The sequence below is a fragment of the Streptomyces sp. 840.1 genome, assembly GCF_003751445.1.
Lineage (GTDB): Bacteria > Actinomycetota > Actinomycetes > Streptomycetales > Streptomycetaceae > Streptomyces.
The window spans coordinates 4081542-4097609 of record NZ_RJUU01000001.1; the positions used below are offsets into that span (position 1 = coordinate 4081542).

Sequence of the window (16068 nt, forward strand, 5' to 3'; positions counted from 1 at the left end):
CCCTACTCGGCCGAGGCCTGCTCGTCGCGGGCTCTGGCGTCGGCGAGCGCCTTCTCGCGCAGCTTCGTGATGCCGGCCCTCGGCGAGTCGGCGGCCGCCTCGACGTCCAGAACGCGCAGCGCCTCCGCCTCGGACGCCGTGTCGAGGTAGGCCAGCACCTCCTTGGCGTTGTGCTCACCCGGGTTGAACGGCCCGCTGTCGACCGCAGGCGGGGTCAGCGTGCGCACGGTGCCGGGTTCCGCGGTGGTCTGCTCCACGGCCCGCAGCGGCGTCGCCCCCGGGTGGGTGGCCTGCGGCTCCTCGAAGAGGTGCCGGTGGGTTTTGAGGATCGGGTGCTTGTCGTCGATCAGTTGGCCGGCCACGAACGCCACGGGGGCCCCGTCCCGCCAGATGCTGAACGACTGGGTGCAGCGCTGCATGATGCTCCTCAGCTGTGCGAGATCGGGGTACGGCGCGGAAACGCACGGACGATGACGGCGCCGAACGTGCCGCCGGTCGTCGCGCCGGACGTGGTGACGGACGGACGCAGGTACCGCTTCGACCCGGTGTAACCCAGCTCCCACATCGCGTCATCGTCGGTGGCTGTGATCGTGGGCGCCGCACCCTGAAGGTCGGCCGCGGCGACGGTGGACCAGGAGGAGCCGTTGTCGGACTCCTGAAGGATCACGGCGTGAGACCCGTCCGTGATGGTCCCGGAGTAGACGACCAGCATGGCCGAGCGGCTGGCGTCCAGGTTCTGGTGCAGGTCCACGGTGGTGCCGTTGGCCGTGCCGTTCGTACGTACGGCAAGCGTGAGCGCCAGCTTGGCCCGCGCCACGTTGTAGAGGCTCTGCCTCATGAGGTGACTCCTCGGGGGAATGCCAGCGGCCGGAGAACCGTGCGGGTTCTCCAGCCGTCAGGGCGGGCTGGATCAGGTGACGTTGAGCATCCGGAACGCGCCGTCGTTCACGCTGTCGGCGCCGACCCGGTACCAGGCGTACCAGCCGCGCTGGCCGGTCGGCCGACGGTTCGCGCCGACGAGGTGCGGCAGGAACTCGATGGACATGCCGATGCGGTCGGCGATGACGTAGTTGTCGAAGTCGCCGTACACCAGCACGTTGTTGTCCTGCGTGGCGTTGACCGTGCCGTCCATGTCCTCGGCCTCCAGAGCCTTGCGGCCCAGGAGCATCGGGGGGACGTCCGCGCCGATCCGCTCCCACAGGTTCGTGCCGCCGGCGGAGTCAAACTGGCGGATCGCGTTGTAGATCCCGCGGTTGCCGAGCCACGCAGCGTTCGGCCGGTACCGGCCCGGCAGCGCGGTGTCGGTCTTGTACACGTCGCCGGACGCGAACGTGTCCGTCGTGGTGGAGGTGACGACCGACGACGTGCCGGTCAGGGCGGTAACCATGCCGGTCGGCTGGCCGGATCCGGACCCGTTGATGAACGCGGCGGCCTCCAGGGTGTCCTTCCCGAAGGCGAGCAGGCGCCCGACCTCGGTGGTGACGTTGTCGGCGTCGTCCATCGCCTCAATGCTGATCGGAACGAAGCCGTCGGCCTTCCAGACCGGCACGGAGGGCTGGCCGAGCGTCGGGGCGTTGTCCCCGGCCTCGGAACCCTCGGCCGCCCACCGCCACGACACCGCGCCGGCGGACACGCCGTTCCACACGTCGCCGGTCGCGACGACCTGCCGAGCGACCTGCCGGATCTGGTTGATCGACCCGTTCGACGTGATGATGACCGTCGGGTCCAGCTGGAACGGCACTAGGTACCCGCCCGAGCTGTCCGTCAGGGACATGGCCCGCTCCAGGGCCTGCTGCTCGTCCGGGGTCACCATGTGGCCCTTGCCGCGGGCGAGCTTCGACCAGGCCCGCATGTACTCCGGGCTGGACGTCGCGAGGCACATGCGGGCGATGCTGCCGCGCTTGTCGTCCCACGCCTCGATGATCGAGGTGGCCGTCGATCGGATGCGGTCGTTCGCGCCCGCCATCTTCTCGACGGCGCACAGGGCGCGCGCCCGGAGCTCCTGGCCGAGCTCTTCGGGCGACCGGCCGAAGGTGCGCATCTCGCCGAGGTCCCACGGGTTACGGAACCGCCGGTCCTCGACCGAGTCGGGGTTGAGGACCGGGTCGAGGTCGTACGAACTGCCCGACCCCGTCGAGGTGCCCCGTTCGACCGAGAGCCCGGCAGGGCGGCGCTCGGTGGCCTGGGTGGACGCACGGACCCGCTCCAGCGCGGAGCGGCGCTCCAGCTGGCGGCGGTGGTCGTCAACGTCGGCGAACTCGCGGGTGAGCTCGTCGAACTGCTGCTCGTCCTCGGCGGTGAGCGCGTCGCGCTTCTCCAGGTCTTCGAGGGCGGCACGGATGTCACGCAGGCGGATGACGGCCTGCTGGTGCGAAAGCTGAAGCTGAGGCATCAGCGGTTCTCCTTCGGGGTGTCGATGGACGCCAGGACGCCGTCCATCAGCTGGCCGATCTCGGCGAGCTGCGGGCGCATGCGCTCTGTGCGGGATGGCGACGGGTGCCCATCGGCGGGCGGCGCGTCGGTGCTGCTCGGGGTGGGCGGGTGCTCGGTGAGCGGCGCGCCCTGCGTGGTGGTCTCGGGGACGCCCGGGTGCTCAGGTGCGAGCGGCGCGGTGCTGTCCTGGTAACGGTTGATCTGCTCGACAACGGAGCGGCCGACCTCCAGGGGGTCCATGCCCTGGACGAGGTCGACAACGATGCGGTGGCCGTGGTCGGTCTCGGTGTCCGACCGCTGGAACAACAGCGACACCGCGACCTCGCGCCGTAGCTGCGGGTCCTCGGGGACCCGGGGCGCCGCAGCGTCGCGGGCGAGGGACTGACGGATACGGCGGGTCATCTCGTCGTCGTGCGCCAGACCATCGGCCATGTCGCGGGCCCGTACCGACACCGACGTTCCGGCATAGGCCGGGAACACCACAGGGCCAAGCTCGCGGCACTTCAGCTCGATGAGTTCCCGCCGCAGCGGCCCACGGTCGCCGGGCATCCACAGGAGGTCCAGAACTTCGTCTGGCTTGACGACCTTCCCGGCCGCGTCACGCCACTCCTCGCGCACCACCTCGAACCGGAACGACATGCCGTTGACGGTGCCCTCAGAGATCGCGTCACGGACCGGCTGCATCAGCCAGTTGTCCGTGATGCGGCCCTCAACGTAGAGGCCCTGCTCGTCCTCCCGCAGGTCCGCGATCGACCCGATCGGAATCGATCCGATCAGCGGGTGCCGGCCGTGGTCAAACTGCATGACCGGGGTCTGCTCGCGGATCGTCTTCTTGAACGCGCCCTTGCGGATCGTCTCAGTGAAGCGGCCTTCCCAGGAGTCGATCTCCGTCTCCTCGCCGAACAGGGCGGCGTACCCGGTCAGGGTCCGGCCATCGCTCGCCTCGCTGTCGTCGTCGGCGCGGGCCAGAGTGAACGGGGCCGCGCGCTCCAGGTCCCGGGGGACACTTTGCAGGGTGGGCATCAGGCCCCCTCCTCGGTCGGTGGGTCGTCTGCGGGTGCGGTGTCGCCGGTTCGCTGACCGGGCCGTTGCAGCTGCACGGAGAACAGGCCGGTGTGGACGAGCAGGGCCCAGTCCTCGGCCTGCACGGCACGCTGAACGGACTCTGGGGTGTACCCCGCGTCCACCAGGGCCCGGATGGTGCGGGACTGGATGCCCTGGATCTCGGCCGCGTCCTTGCGGTCCTCCCGCAGGAACGGCACATCGTTCGCGTCGTACCAGAGCCGCACGGCCTGGCCCAGGACCTTCGGCGGCGCCACCAGGTGCTCGAATGACCCAGCGCTGTTCTGCCACAGCGGATGGATCGTCCCGTCCGCGAAACGGCGCCTGGCCTGCCCGTAGTTGGAGTACGTCGCCGCCTGCAACCCCTCGGACAGCCCCACGATGATCGACGGCACCCCGGCAGCCGCAGCGATCCGGGTCTCACCAGCGCCCTGGACCTTCGCGAAGTCGAGCTGCTTGAAGTCGCTGCCAGCGACCGTCACGTCGGCGCCGCCGCCCAGGTACAGCGTCTTGTAGGCGTTCTCTACCCCGCGGTGGCCCGAGTCCATCTTGGCCTTGAACTTGGCGAACGCGTCGGGAGAAACCTCCCTCGACATCCGCACCACCAGGTTCGGCGTCGCGGCGTTCTCCAGGAACTTCTGCTTGTGCCGAGCCATCAACCCGTCGTTCTGTGTCTCCCGGATGACCGGTGTCAGCCACGACATGCCGCGGAACGTGGCCAGCGGGTCCGGGGTGGGCGCGAAGTGGCTGACCTCGTCCGGCCACAGGAACACCGGGTCGCAGCCGGGCTCCTGGTACAGGTACCCGTACCGCTTCCAGCCCAAGTCGCCGCCGTCCGGGTGCGTGCGGCGCTCCAGCACGATCTGCACCCAGTCCGGCCGCAGCCGTACCATCTCCGAGCCCTGCAACGTCCAGTAGCTGTTGCCGGCCAGGTCGGCATCCTGGATCTGCCGGGCCAACAGATCCTGCGTGGTCCCGCCCAGCCAGGGGCGCTCCAGCGGCGCCAGGTCCGCTGTTCCGAACGTCTCGCTGGGTTGGCCGTTGTTCAGGCGCTGCCACTGGAAGCGGGGCGCGGAGAAGACCGCCATCCTCGCCACCATGCACGCCCAGACCACCGGGTTTGTCGCGAACATCTGCGCGTACCCAACGAAGTCGCCAGGCGCCCGTTCGGCGGCCTGGCCGGGCTGCGTCTGCGTGATGCCCAGCGCCGAGAACCCGCTGTACCCCAGCGACTCCTGTAGAGCGGCCGCGTAGTCCTCGACGGTGGCCAGCGAGCGGTCCTCGCCAGCACGGGTCCGGCGGGACTGCCAGAGGCTCGTCACCGGCTACCCCCGTCCACGTCCATCACCAGCAGGCAGTACGCCACCAGCAGCACACCAGCGACCATCAGCGCGGCCGCCAGGTCGACGCCCACCCAGACGCCGGCAGTCACCAGGGCACCCCCGGAGAACACGCCAGCCCGAGCCCGCGTCCGTGCACTCACCCGTACTCGGCCCATGGCTCTACCTCCTCGTCCGGCTCCTCGATGTCCACGAAGAGGCCCCACCGCGCCTGCGTGACGGCGACCAGCGGGGTGATGTCGACACCGACCCCGCGCCGGGCCCAGGCCCACGCCTCGCCCAGGTCCCGTTTCCTTGCCCCGGCCAGGGCCGTGGCGAGCGGTGCGTCGTCGCGGTGCACGATTCGGCTGGCCGCGACCGCGTCGTAGAACTGGCCGACCGCCTGCACAACATCGCGAGTCTTCGTCGTGACGATCGGGGCCATCAGCTGCGGCTCGTCGCTGTCGTCGTCCGGGTCGACCTTCAGCGCATCCCGCAGTTCGCCGATGAGCGATCCGGCCGGGCTGCCGGGGTCCATGACCCAGCAGCGCGGCGCCCACTTCTTCGTGAGCTCCGTGGCCTTCCCGATCACCCAGTCCGTACCTGGCTGGTTGAAGATGGTTTCGACGTGCACGGCTTCGCCGTTCCGGCCCGCTACGCAGATCGACGCGTGCGACCGCTCCGGGTCGACGTCGATAGCGAAGGCCACCGGGTCGGCCGCACGACTCTCACCGTCCGTCAGGGCCTGCCACGTCTCCTTGGGGATGACCTTCCAGATGTCCTCTTCGTCCGACGGGTAGTCACCCACACCGAGCCTCTCTCGCGCGTACCCGGCCGGGCTGAGCGTGGCCCGCTCGTTGGCGACCTTCGGCAGCGACAGCCGATAGCCGATCGCCGGGTTGGACTTCAGGACCGCCTCATCCGACGCCGGATCGTCGTGCTTGTCGCAGTCGCGCGGGCACTCCCTGACGTGCAGGTCCGCCGACCACTCGAAGTACGCCAACGACGGGTCCGGGGCGCCCGCTTCGATCGCGGCGAGCGCACGCCGGCGGAGCCTCCCGAGCTGCACTGACGGGCCGCCGATCCCTGCGCTGCCGAGGTACCAGATCTGCGGATCCGGGATGGCCGCCATCGTCGGCAGCAGCGCGTCCATCTCGTTGTCCCCGAGGATCATGTCCTCGTCCATGATGTTGCAGTGGCCGCTGAAGCCACGGCCTGAACCCTTGGACCGGGCGATGAAGCGGAGCATCTGCCCGGTGTGGAGCTCGATCGCCTCCTCACCCGTGGTCTGCCAGTAACGTTTGACACGTTTATGCAGGTCAGGGCACGCACGGATCAGGCGTTCGATTCGACGGAACGCGTTCTTCGCCGTCTTGAACTCGTGCGCGCTGTGAAGAATCAGCTCCTCGCCGCCGATGAACAGGCCCCAGAGCTCGCGGGCCTCGATGATCCCGCCCTTGCCGTTCTGGCGAGGGACGTTCACGCCGACCTCGAACGACGACCACGAGCCGTCAGGGCGCTCGCCCATACCGACGCGCAGAACATGCTGCTGCCACGGGTCGAGCGTCAGCCCCGCGCGGGCTGCCAGGTCGACGGCCTCCTGACCGGCGCTGGACGCGAACGCGGGCGCGGTCTGAATCGGGGGCTCCTGCCAGCCGTACACCGGGCAGTCAGTCACCGGCAGCCTGCTTGCGGGCCTCTGCCTGACGCTTCTCTCGTTGAGCAGTGATGTCATTGACCGCGTCCCCCTCCTCTGCCTGCACTGGAGCGAGCGCGCGGAGCTTGGCCATGATCGTGTCGAGCTTGTCGGCGACGACGGCCTGTGATGTCGGAGCGTCACCGGCTTCGAGCTGATCGAGCGCCCGCGCCAGCTTCAGCGCGACGGCCGCCCGGCCGGGAGCGACGCTGGTCACGCCTAGTTTGTCAAGCTCTGCGCTGATCTCATCTTCAACCATGACCCACCCCCATCACCCTCTGTTACGTCACTGTGAGTAATGGTGATCTTGGGGTCAGAGTTGGGATTCGGGTCAAGATCAGCTTTGAAAATGGCCACGCAAAAAACAGGGCGACAAGGGCGTTGAGGTCGCCCGCTCCTGCGAATTTCACGATGACCAAGGGCCCCCCTCCCTGTCGCGCCGGCCGCTCGGTGATCGCCGTGGCGGGGGCCGGCTGCGGGGGTGGTGGCGTTGGGTCACCAGGCCCGGGAGGGCTGGTGGGTGGTGGTCTGGGTGCCGGTTCGTCGGGCTTGCTGGCGGTACCAGCGGGTGGCTACGGCCTGAAGGCCGGGGGCCCTCATGTCTGCGATTCGTTGCATGACGATCGCTCGGCCGGGGTCGACGGCGATGATCTCCGCGCCGTGGCGGCGGTAGCGGGCGACCCACTTGGGGGTGGGCATGGTGTGGATGAGGTAGACGTCGGTGACGTCGAGGTGCTTCAGCGCCTCGTCGATGGCGGCGTACCGGGCGCGGTGGGCGACCTTGAGGGCGATGGGTTCCTGGGACCAGGCTGGTGCGCCGGGGCCGGTGAGGGCCTGGGTGATGCGGTCGAGGTCGATCACGATATCCGACGGTCGGGCGCGTGCTGCGATCCAGCTGGTCTTGCCGCTGGCCGGCGGGCCGGTGACGACGTACAGCACGACGCTACTCGTAGTGCTCGATGCGGGCGCCGTGCAGCGGGTCTTCCGGCGTTCGGTCGGCGAGCAGGTGCTCGGTGGACGTGGCGATGATGCAGGCGCCGTACTCGTCGGGGGTATGGACGCAAACGAAGCCGCCAGGGAACTCTGCTCCGCTCCAGGTGCGGCCGTCGGCTAGGCGGACGATGAAGGGCGTAACGGGGGACGGTACGGCCATGGTCACCATCTCCGTGAGGCTTGGGGTTGCGCGGTGGTGAGTCGGTTGCCGCGGGCACTGTTGCAGCGGCGGTGCGCTGAGCGGGCGTTGGCGGGGTCGAGGAGATCGCCGCCGCGACTGAGCGGCAGGTAGTGGTCAAGGGTGAAGGCGAGCGGGTGCCGCCCGGCGTCGGGTCCTGTGATCTCGTACGCGATGTCGCGGCCGCAGAGCCAGCACGGGAGGCCGAGCGCGCGCTGCTGGACGCACAGCGTGCGGTAGGGGCGTCCGTTGCGGGGGTTGCCGGCCACGGGTGCCTCCGGCTCATGCAGAAGCCCCCGACCGGTGGGGGCAGGGGCTGGGTCTGTTTCCGGGCACGCCGGATCTGCGGCCCACTATGGGGCATGGCCTGGAGGTTGTGCAACTAGGTGCACAACCCCCGCGGGTTACTGGCGGGTGGCTTCGCTTGCGAGCTGTGCGGCCAGGGCGTTGAAGGCGTTCACGTACTGGTTTGCCGCCTTCAAGATCGAGGCGTCGGGCTGCACCGTGTACGTCTGTGCCGCTCCGTTGCCGAACGTCACGTTGATGACGGCGGCGCCCTTGTTCTTCCGGCCGGTGAGTGCGGCTGATGCGCCGAGGGTTGCGGCTCCGGCGACGAGGCGGGTGGCTGTCCAGCCCTTGTGTGCGCCGGCGTTGACGAACTCGGCTGATCCTCCCTGGATCGGGCCGAGGGACGTGATGCCCATCTTCGAGGATGGCCAGGTCTTGAGTGTCGCGGCGATGTTCAGTGTCTGCTCGGCGGGGTGGTCTTGGCGCCACTCCTTGAGGGCGAGGCGGGCGGCGCCTCGCTCCTCGGCGGCCTGCGCTTTGGCCTCGCGCTTCTGTTCGCGGGCGGCGGCGCGGGCGGCAACCTTCTCTGGGTCGCGGTTGAACATGGTGGCCCCCTTGGTTCCGGTGCGGTGAGGGGCATCATGCGCGGTGTGGTGGCTGGGTGTTGGCGGCGTGATGGAGTTGTGACAAACGGACATGCCGGAGCCCCGCCGTCGGGGGATGTCGGCGGGGCTCCGGGGCCGTAGCAGCGCGGCAGCCAGCTCGCGATCCGTACGGGTGGTGGCCCGTGGTGGCCACTCCGCCTGACGGTACGGGCGGGGACTGACAACGGGTGCTACGGCCGCCAGTCGTCGCGGTAGTCGGGGTGGTCGGCGTAGGGCAGGGCAAGGAGGCGCAGCGTTGTGCAGGCTTCGCTGTCCATGACCCAGGTGCAGTGGTCAATCTCGCCGTGTCGGTCAAGCGTCGAGCACTCGTGCCCTGCGGCGCAGGCGTGCAGCTTGACCATCTGCCGCTTGGCCTCAACCTCGCTGAGGGCGCGGGCCGGGTCGTGGCGGGCGATGTGGGCGGCGACTCCAGGGTCGGCGGATGCTCGCGGATCGACGGTGGTGATTACGCCGTCGTCGGCGGCGTCGATGATGGCCCAGCATCCGTCGTATTGGGCGCGGTGGTGGGCGTGCCAGTGGGCGCTGTCCCACTCGTCCCACGAAGCGGCCCGCGCGGCGGCGTCGTCCTCGTCGAGGCGGGCGCGGAGGAACTGCGTCAGGTCGTCCATGGGGTCAGGCCTCCCTGCGCACGTCGTTGAAGTGCTTGAAGCACAGGTCCAGCCACCGCTTGCCGTGCTGCCCAAGGTCGGCGATCAGGGCCGTATCTGCGGGCGCGCCGCACCGAAGGCAGGCGTGGTTCTCGCGTCGGCGGTCTTCGATCGCCCCACCGTCTGCATCGGCCGGTGCAGGCGGGAGCAGGGTGGGCTCGGCCGCGAGTAGGTGCAGCATGCCAGTGGCGTCCATGGGGTCATCCTTCCGTACGGGTAGAGCGGCGGTGGCCGACCCAGTAGATCGGCGTGGAGACGTGGGTAGATGCTGGTAGACGGTGCGGTAGACGTGCAGGTCAGACGGTGGGTGACGGGGTGGGAGACGGGGCTGTCTCCTCGATCTGGGAGAGGGGCGGCAGGGCGGCCTTGAGGATGCCCCGGGTCGGCCCCTTCCGGCCCACCTTGAGCTTCATCTCGATGGGGATCTGGAGGGCCTCCAGCCGGGTCCGCAGGTCGGCCACCTTCCAGTCCTTCCCGTGCCCCTTCTCCTGGAGGTGCTGGAGGACTTCGGAGAGGTGCATCGCGGGGCGGTCCCCGAGGACTTCGTGGAGGAGCCGGATCACGGCGTCGCGGGAGGCTGCTGGCTCGGGCTCCTCGGGGGCCTGCTGGTGCTCGGCGCCCTGAGCGTCGAGGGCGCGGATCGCGGCCCAGCACCACAGGGGTACGGCGGCCCAGAGAATGACCGGCCAGCGGCGGATCAGCCACCACGCTCCGTACGCCCCGGCGGCGAGGAGCACGAGGCGGAGGGCACAGCCGAGGATGGCGGCGACACCGTCGAGGTCATCGCGGCGGCCGGCGCGGACCCACGCGGCGGCGCGCTCGGTGAGACGGCGGACGAGGAGGCGTTGCCCGGCGGTGAGGGTGCGGGCGCGACGCTGCACGGCGGTGCTTTCGGGCTGGCCCATCAGGTGTTCCTCTCCAGGATGTTGCGGCCGCTGAGACCGAGGCCGTTGACCAGCTCGGGAAGGCCGTGGAGCATTCCGGCGACTCCGGCGGTGGCGCAGAGGATGAATCCGGCGGCCATGGCGCCGAGGAGCTTGCCCTTCTCGTCCTTGCCGACGGCCTTGTAGGTGACGAACAGAAGCACCGCGACGAGGAACACAACGACGCCTCCCTCTTCGCTGAGCTGGCCGATGGAACCGGTGGCAATGGGGGCGCTGGAGTCGGCGCCGGTGACGCCGGTGACGGCCTTCCCGCCGCCACCGTTGGCGACTTGGCGGGTGCATCCGGCGAGCCAGCCGAGGAGACCGCCGGCGCATGCGGTGCCGAGGGCGCCGGTGATGAAGCCCTGGACGGTGTGGAGGAGGTCTTTCCAGGCGCGTCCGCCGACCCACCACTTGCGGAGCTGGATGCCGAGGATGGCGATGGCGATGGCGCAGGCGGCGAGGGTGGCGCCGGTCTGTGTGGTGTTCACGGGCGGACTCCGGTGATCCAGGTGACGGGGTCGTAGAGGTGGATGGCGCCGGTGAGGCCGACGAGGGCGACGGTGAGGAGCAGGAGGCGGGGCAGGGTGCCGCCGCTATGCACGAGGCGGATGAGGGCGATGACGAGCGGGGTGACGGCGAGCGCGTACCCGCTGCCCTGGCCCCAGGTGGTACGCGCCTCGGAGACTGCGTAGGCCCAGGTGGTGGCGGCCGAGTACCCGGTGCCGGGGATGGGGAGCACGGCGAGGAGCAGGGCGCCACTGATCTGCCAGGGGCGGCCGAAGCCGCGCACCCACGCCCAAAGCCGCTCCCGCCGGGTGGGCTCGGGCTCGGGCTCGTACGGCATGACGACGTGGACGTGGACCTGCGGGGCCGGCAGCGGCGGCGGCTCGGGCGCGGGCGGTGCCGGGGGCACGACCGGCGGCGGGGGCGGTGGCGGAGCGGCGGGCTTCTCCCACCACGGGGGTGCCTCCCCCGGGAGCGGGCCGCGGTCGGGCAGCGGGGCGCCGGCCGGGATGATGCGGGTCGGGGTGATCGGGCGGTCGGTCACAGGAACCCACCCTCCATGGGCCGTCCGTCGCCGTCGGGCTTGGCCTTCTTCGCTTCGCGGCTGAGGACGGCGCGGACGTAGGGCGCATCAGTGGTGATGTGGTTGATGCGCTGGACGCGGTCGACGATGTCGGCGGCCTTGAAGCCGGGGCCGAGGGCGGAGGCGGCGGCCATGATGGCGTCGGTTTTCGTGAGGGGCAGCGGGGTGAGCGGGGTGCTGACCTGCGGCGCATCAGCCGCATCATCGAGCGCATCACGGGGCGCATCATCCGTATCGCCGCGTTCGACCGTGACCTGGGCGGGCCTGCCGCCGAGGACGAGTGCGACCTGTACGGCATCGACGTGGACGCCGTAGGTGATGAGCATGGAGGCGAGTTCGGCGGGGGGCGTATCAGGGTGCGCATCATGGGCGATGCGGATCGCGTCGGCGGGGTCCATCTCGGCGAAACGGCGCCGCAGCACCTCGGACGCGGTGTGCTTCACCGGGGGCTCGGGGACCGTGCTGGTGGTGGTCGGCCCGTGCTCGATGTGGGCGATTGCGCGGGCCTTGACGGTGCTGCCGGCGAGGCGTGGGGCGAGGGCCCAGGCCCAGCCGCCGAACGCGGGGAGCCGGTAGGGCTGCTCGGCCCGCTCGGCGCGTGCTTCGGCCCGGGGCCCGGCCCATGACAGCTCGGAGAGCAGGAGCAGGCCGACGGTGGGCATCGCGAAGAGCAGGCTGGCCGGGGTGCCGCCGTGGATGAGGTTGGCGTGGAAGTCGTTGAGGTAGACGCTGACCCCGGCCATGCCGACGGCGGTGGCGCGGGCCCCGACCGCGGACCGGCCGGCGGCGGATGCTTCGGATGCGAGGTGGAGGCAGGCGTAGGCGATGCCGTCGAAGACGAGGAACACGGCCACTGCGATGAGCTGCGGGGCGTCGTAGTGGCGGGCGACGGCGTAGAGGGACCAGCCGGTGGTGGCGAGCGCGGCCAGGGACACGACGGTCAAGGCCAGGCGCCAGGCGGTTCGGTTCATCCGAGCGCCCTCCCGATCAGGTAGGCGACGAGGATGAGCGGCCAGATCATGGCGAGGAGGTAGAGGAACTTCACTGCGACACCCCCTGGGCGATGAGCCGGAGGAGCGCGGCGTACTCACCGCGGGTGGTGCCGGGGCGGACGGGCGGGGCGGCGGCGAGCAGGTCATGCTCGGCGTCGAACGCGGCCTCGCCGGGGCCGTGCAGCTGCTCGGCGAGGACGAGGGCGCGGGCGAGACGGATCTCGTTGTGCATCGGGGCGTCGGGTCGGCGGGTGTCGAGGGTGTCGGCGAGGCGGCCGAGGAGGGTGACGGTGTCGTCGCTGAGGACGAGGGGTGTCGTCATCACCGGGTCACCGCCGTACGGCCGGCGCGGGCGCGGCGGAGGGCCTCGTCCATGTCGGGGTCGCTGTCGGCGGGGGCGGGGTGCTGCGTAACGCACTGTGCAGTGCGTACGGTAGGCGTCATGGCGTTCCTCCTGGTGATGCAGGTGGGATGGCTGGCCCGGCCAGAGCTGTGCGCTCTGGCCGGGCCGTTGTGCGTGGTGTTGAGTACGACCGTAGCGACCTCATTGCCATATGGCAAGGAAGTCGGGGAGGATGGGTCCGGTGGCCGACGAAGAAGGAGGGCCAGACATGGTGTCGTTCAGAGAGCTCGTCCGGCGGCTCGTGGCTGACGGGGTGGTGGAGCGGATGACGCACCAGCGCGTGTCGCAGCTGTCGAGGGAGGACCCGGCGTTCCCGCCGGTCGTACAGATTGGCCGGTCGAAGGCTGTCGACTATCGAGTGGCGGCCCCGTACTTCGCCGGCCGGAGGTCGAGGCAGGGGCAGCGCACGGACCTGCGCCCGCCAGCTGCGGAGTAGCCCCGTGCGCACGAAAGCCCCGACCGAGGTGGTCGGGGCTTCGTCGTGCTTGGGGTCAGGCGGCGGCGCCCAGTTCGCTCCACACCCCGCCACAGCCGCGGCAGTTGGCGAGCGGGGAGGCGCCGGCGCCGCCGTGGACGGTGATGGTGCCGCCGCAGTCGGGGCACGGGGTGGTGAGGGTGGCGGTTTCGGACCCGGTGTCGAGGATCTGCTCGATGCGGCGGCGCCCCTCGGCGGCGACGTGGGTGATGTGCTGCTGCTGGGCGGGTGCCAGGGGCCGGAAGGGGCCGGGGGCGCAGGTGACCCTGCCGAGGAGCCACAGCGCCGCGTACGGGGCGGTGGGCTGGGTGCCGGTCCACCGCCACCGGCGACGGTCCGCGGCGTCGTCCTGGGCGGCCTGGACGCGGCGTGCGTGGTCGGCCCAGGCGACGCGGTCGGCGCGGGTGCGGGCGATGGCGGCGCGGCGCGGGGCCGGCATCGAGATCGGGGGGCGCTGAACGTGCTCGGCGACGGCGGCGGCGCAGCCGAGGAGCGCGGCCTCGACGGTGCGCATGGTGGCGTACACCTGGAGCCGGATCGGGATGGGCCGCTGGCCGAGCTGGGCAGGGTCTCGCTCCAGCGCCCGGAGCTCGGCCGCGGTGGTGGGGTCGGTGTCCTCGATGGCGGCGAGGTAGCCACGGAGGCCGCGTCCAAATCCGGCGATGACGGTGGGCGCCCCGAGTGCGTCGTTGAGGTCGGCCCACGTGGTGGCGATGGTGCGGAGGTCTGCGGCGGCGGTCACGGTGGCTCCTTGGTGCGGTGGGTCGGGGTGTGCGGGGTGCCCGGCCGGGTGGGGTCCGGCCGGGCGGCGGGTCAGGTGGTGCGGCGTGCTCGTCGTGCTGCTGCTCGTCGGGTGGCGCGGTTGGGGCGGGGTGGTGGGGTGTCGTCGTCGGCCAGTTGCTCGCCGGTCCATCCGACGGTGGTGGTCACCCAGGTGACGCCGGGGCGGGGTGCGTGCTCACCGCGTGGGGTGCCGCTGGGGCCGGTCATCGGGGGTACCAGCGGACGAACGCTTTCCCGGCGGCCCATCCCGCGAGGGTGGCGAGTGGGGCGGCGACGAGGGCGTCGCGGATCAGCTCAGGCCACATCGGTCGGCTCCTCGGCGGGTTTGCTGGTGAGGTGCCAGCCTCGGCATTGGCGGCAGCGGTAGGTCCGGGCTTCTTCGCGGCGGCTTGCGGTGCTTCGGCTGGTGCTGGCAAGGGCTATTGCGGCGGCAAGGCGGTCGCGGTACCGGATCTTCCCGGTGGGGCAGCTCATCAGGTCGACTCCTCGGTCGCGGCGATGTCGGTACGGATGCGGACCGGCGGCGACAGCGGGGGCGGTGGGTCGGTGCGGTGCTTCCACGCGTCCCAGCCCCGGACCGGGTGGGTGAGCAGCCAGCCGATGTTCTCGGCGGACAGAACCGTGAACATTGCCCAGTACCGGGCCCCGGTGGGGCGCTTGCCGTACTTCTGCCAGTTCGCCCAGTCCGAGGCGCGGTGGGCGGGGCGGTAGCGGCCGACCCCGTATCCGGCGGCGAGGGCGGCCAGGATGGCGAGGGCGAGGATCACGGCTTCGGCTCCTCGGTCGAGGCGGGCATGTCCGGGCCGGGGCAGAGGAACGGGTCGCCCGGGTTGGCGCCCTTGCAGGCGGGGCAGTCCTCGGCATTGGTGCCCTTCGGCAGGTGCTCGGCCTTGGTGGGGGTGGCGACGGTGTACGTGGTCGTCTTCCGGACGGTGCGGGTCTCCGCGGCGGGGCAGCGGCGGGTGACGCTCGCGCGGCGCCTCTCGGCGACGGCGCGGTCGGGGTCGGCTCCGAGGTACATCCAGATGCCGTCGTCCTCCAGCACCTCGGCGATGAACTCGGTGAGCGTCCGGTGCGCCTCGGCCTCGGCGGTGGTGGGCTGCTGCGCCTCGTCGGCCAGGCGGCGGAGCAGCCCGGCGGCGTTCATCACCCCGGTGTCCCAGGCATCGCGGTACGTGTCCCAGCCGTAGTCGGTGGCGTCCACGTCGTAGTCCATGCGGCCGAGCGCGTCGGCACCCTCGCGTAGTGCGGCGGTCCGGATCTCGGTGTCGCCCCGCAGCTCGAACTCGGGCAGGGCCTTGATGGTGTCCATGGCGGCCTGGTCGCGCTGTCGGATCAGCTCGGTGCGCTCGGCCCGCAGCTGGTCCCGCTCGTCGATGAGGTCGGACGTCCGGGCGGCGGCGACGTCGTACATGGTGCGGAGGTTGTTGATCTGGGCCGCGTACTCGCCGAGGAGCGGGGCGCGGCGGGTGATCTCGGCGGACAGAACTGCCGCCCGGCTGCGGGCGTTGTGCCATGCGGTGCGGTACCGGTCGGTGGGTGCGGGGAGGACGGCCATCGGGCAGTCGTTCTCGTGCTGCTCGGGGCGGAGCCCCTCGCGGGAGTGGCACCGGCAGGACGGGGCCCGGTCGGTGGCAGGCGGGGCGGCGGGCGTCTCGGTGGTGCCGAGGACCTGCCGGGCCACTGCCAGGGCCTGATCGAACGTGCTGAGCTGAGCAATCACCTGGGCCTCCGACGCGTGCTTGACGATCTGCTCGTCGGTGTGGGCCCAGATGCGCGCCTCCTGCTCCAGCCAGTCAGCGACGGCGAGACCGACCCCGGGGTCCATCGCGGCGATGTACCGGCCATGCTGCGGGTCAACGGACGGCGGACGCGTCCGAGCACCGCGCGACCCGTGCAGCAGTCGCCGGCCACCCCGGCCGTCAGCGTCTGCGGTATCGACCGCGTCGAGGTAGCAGCTGCGGTCCGTCTGGGGCGGGTCGCCCGGCAGCACGCCGGGCTGGTACCGCACGGCCCAGTGGGTGGTGGGGTAGCCCTCCTGGTCGGTGGATGCGGCCGTGGCCAGCTGCCGCAGCAGCGTGGCGGCGGTGCGGAGTTCATCGGCGGGCTGGGGCATTGGGG

General features: G+C 71.0%; 24 protein-coding genes. 1 reads left to right on the forward strand and 23 read right to left on the reverse strand.

Annotated features, from left to right (window positions below):
* Positions 1-2: 2 nt before the first annotated feature.
* The 19 genes from EDD93_RS18565 to EDD93_RS40245 all read right to left on the reverse strand — a co-directional run bounded on the left by EDD93_RS18565 (position 3) and on the right by EDD93_RS40245 (position 12730).
* Positions 3-419 (reverse strand): hypothetical protein, encoded by a 417-nt coding sequence (locus EDD93_RS18565; protein ID WP_123526196.1) that lies wholly within the window; start codon positions 417-419, stop codon positions 3-5.
* Positions 420-427: 8 nt separating this feature from the next.
* Positions 428-838, reverse strand: coding sequence for a hypothetical protein (locus EDD93_RS18570; RefSeq protein WP_123526197.1), 411 nt, complete (start codon positions 836-838; stop codon positions 428-430).
* A gap of 72 nt (positions 839-910) precedes the next feature.
* Positions 911-2392: a phage major capsid protein gene (locus EDD93_RS18575; RefSeq protein WP_123526198.1), complete on the reverse strand. Its 1482-nt coding sequence runs from the start codon at positions 2390-2392 to the stop codon at positions 911-913.
* Positions 2392-3456: an HK97 family phage prohead protease gene (locus EDD93_RS18580; RefSeq protein ID WP_260255771.1), complete on the reverse strand. Its 1065-nt coding sequence runs from the start codon at positions 3454-3456 to the stop codon at positions 2392-2394. Before EDD93_RS18580 ends, EDD93_RS18575 begins: the two co-directional genes overlap by 1 nt.
* On the reverse strand, positions 3456-4817 hold the full coding sequence (locus tag EDD93_RS18585; RefSeq protein ID WP_123526199.1) for a phage portal protein: 1362 nt from the start codon (positions 4815-4817) through the stop codon (positions 3456-3458). The genes EDD93_RS18580 and EDD93_RS18585 overlap by 1 nt, the downstream gene beginning before the upstream one ends.
* A 157-nt stretch (positions 4818-4974) precedes the next feature.
* On the reverse strand, positions 4975-6492 hold the full coding sequence (locus tag EDD93_RS18590; RefSeq protein WP_123526200.1) for a terminase: 1518 nt from the start codon (positions 6490-6492) through the stop codon (positions 4975-4977).
* A complete protein-coding gene (locus EDD93_RS18595; RefSeq protein WP_123526201.1) occupies positions 6485-6769 on the reverse strand; it encodes a hypothetical protein in 285 nt (94 codons plus the stop codon). The genes EDD93_RS18590 and EDD93_RS18595 overlap by 8 nt, the downstream gene beginning before the upstream one ends.
* Positions 6770-7005: 236 nt before the next feature.
* Positions 7006-7449, reverse strand: a complete 444-nt coding sequence (locus EDD93_RS18600) for an AAA family ATPase (RefSeq protein WP_123526202.1) — start codon at positions 7447-7449, stop codon at positions 7006-7008.
* A 4-nt stretch (positions 7450-7453) separates the two neighbouring features.
* A complete protein-coding gene (locus tag EDD93_RS18605) occupies positions 7454-7663 on the reverse strand; it encodes a hypothetical protein (RefSeq protein ID WP_123526203.1) in 210 nt (69 codons plus the stop codon).
* A gap of 2 nt (positions 7664-7665) precedes the next feature.
* Positions 7666-7950, reverse strand: coding sequence for an HNH endonuclease (locus tag EDD93_RS18610; protein ID WP_123526204.1), 285 nt, complete (start codon positions 7948-7950; stop codon positions 7666-7668).
* Between the two features lie 135 nt (positions 7951-8085).
* A complete protein-coding gene (locus EDD93_RS18615) occupies positions 8086-8574 on the reverse strand; it encodes a hypothetical protein (protein WP_123526205.1) in 489 nt (162 codons plus the stop codon).
* A gap of 230 nt (positions 8575-8804) precedes the next feature.
* Positions 8805-9242: a DUF6221 family protein gene (locus EDD93_RS18620; RefSeq protein WP_123526206.1), complete on the reverse strand. Its 438-nt coding sequence runs from the start codon at positions 9240-9242 to the stop codon at positions 8805-8807.
* A 4-nt stretch (positions 9243-9246) separates the two neighbouring features.
* The gene (locus EDD93_RS18625) at positions 9247-9477 is read right to left on the reverse strand and encodes a hypothetical protein (RefSeq protein ID WP_123526207.1); all 231 of its coding nucleotides are present in this window, start codon (positions 9475-9477) and stop codon (positions 9247-9249) included.
* A 100-nt stretch (positions 9478-9577) separates the two neighbouring features.
* Positions 9578-10186, reverse strand: a complete 609-nt coding sequence (locus EDD93_RS18630) for a hypothetical protein (protein ID WP_123526208.1) — start codon at positions 10184-10186, stop codon at positions 9578-9580.
* Positions 10186-10695: a hypothetical protein gene (locus EDD93_RS18635; protein ID WP_123526209.1), complete on the reverse strand. Its 510-nt coding sequence runs from the start codon at positions 10693-10695 to the stop codon at positions 10186-10188. Before EDD93_RS18635 ends, EDD93_RS18630 begins: the two co-directional genes overlap by 1 nt.
* Positions 10692-11255: a hypothetical protein gene (locus EDD93_RS18640; RefSeq protein WP_123526210.1), complete on the reverse strand. Its 564-nt coding sequence runs from the start codon at positions 11253-11255 to the stop codon at positions 10692-10694. Before EDD93_RS18640 ends, EDD93_RS18635 begins: the two co-directional genes overlap by 4 nt.
* The gene (locus tag EDD93_RS18645; RefSeq protein ID WP_123526211.1) at positions 11252-12265 is read right to left on the reverse strand and encodes a hypothetical protein; all 1014 of its coding nucleotides are present in this window, start codon (positions 12263-12265) and stop codon (positions 11252-11254) included. Before EDD93_RS18645 ends, EDD93_RS18640 begins: the two co-directional genes overlap by 4 nt.
* 70 nt (positions 12266-12335) lie before the next feature.
* The gene (locus tag EDD93_RS18650; protein ID WP_123526212.1) at positions 12336-12608 is read right to left on the reverse strand and encodes a hypothetical protein; all 273 of its coding nucleotides are present in this window, start codon (positions 12606-12608) and stop codon (positions 12336-12338) included.
* Positions 12608-12730 (reverse strand): hypothetical protein, encoded by a 123-nt coding sequence (locus EDD93_RS40245; protein ID WP_260255772.1) that lies wholly within the window; start codon positions 12728-12730, stop codon positions 12608-12610. The genes EDD93_RS18650 and EDD93_RS40245 overlap by 1 nt, the downstream gene beginning before the upstream one ends.
* Positions 12731-12897: 167 nt before the next feature.
* Here EDD93_RS40245 and EDD93_RS18655 point away from each other — a divergent pair, with 167 nt between their 5' ends.
* Entirely contained in the window at positions 12898-13125 is a 228-nt protein-coding gene (locus EDD93_RS18655; protein WP_123526213.1) for a hypothetical protein, read from the forward strand.
* Positions 13126-13180: 55 nt separating this feature from the next.
* Here the strand turns inward: EDD93_RS18655 and EDD93_RS18660 are convergent, their stop codons facing one another.
* The 4 genes from EDD93_RS18660 to EDD93_RS18670 all read right to left on the reverse strand — a co-directional run bounded on the left by EDD93_RS18660 (position 13181) and on the right by EDD93_RS18670 (position 16063).
* Positions 13181-13906 (reverse strand): hypothetical protein, encoded by a 726-nt coding sequence (locus tag EDD93_RS18660; protein WP_123526214.1) that lies wholly within the window; start codon positions 13904-13906, stop codon positions 13181-13183.
* A 71-nt stretch (positions 13907-13977) separates the two neighbouring features.
* Positions 13978-14154 (reverse strand): hypothetical protein, encoded by a 177-nt coding sequence (locus EDD93_RS39620; RefSeq protein ID WP_185092365.1) that lies wholly within the window; start codon positions 14152-14154, stop codon positions 13978-13980.
* Between the two features lie 266 nt (positions 14155-14420).
* The gene (locus EDD93_RS18665) at positions 14421-14714 is read right to left on the reverse strand and encodes a hypothetical protein (RefSeq protein ID WP_185092366.1); all 294 of its coding nucleotides are present in this window, start codon (positions 14712-14714) and stop codon (positions 14421-14423) included.
* Positions 14711-16063: a hypothetical protein gene (locus EDD93_RS18670; protein WP_123526215.1), complete on the reverse strand. Its 1353-nt coding sequence runs from the start codon at positions 16061-16063 to the stop codon at positions 14711-14713. The genes EDD93_RS18665 and EDD93_RS18670 overlap by 4 nt, the downstream gene beginning before the upstream one ends.
* Positions 16064-16068 lie beyond the last annotated feature (5 nt).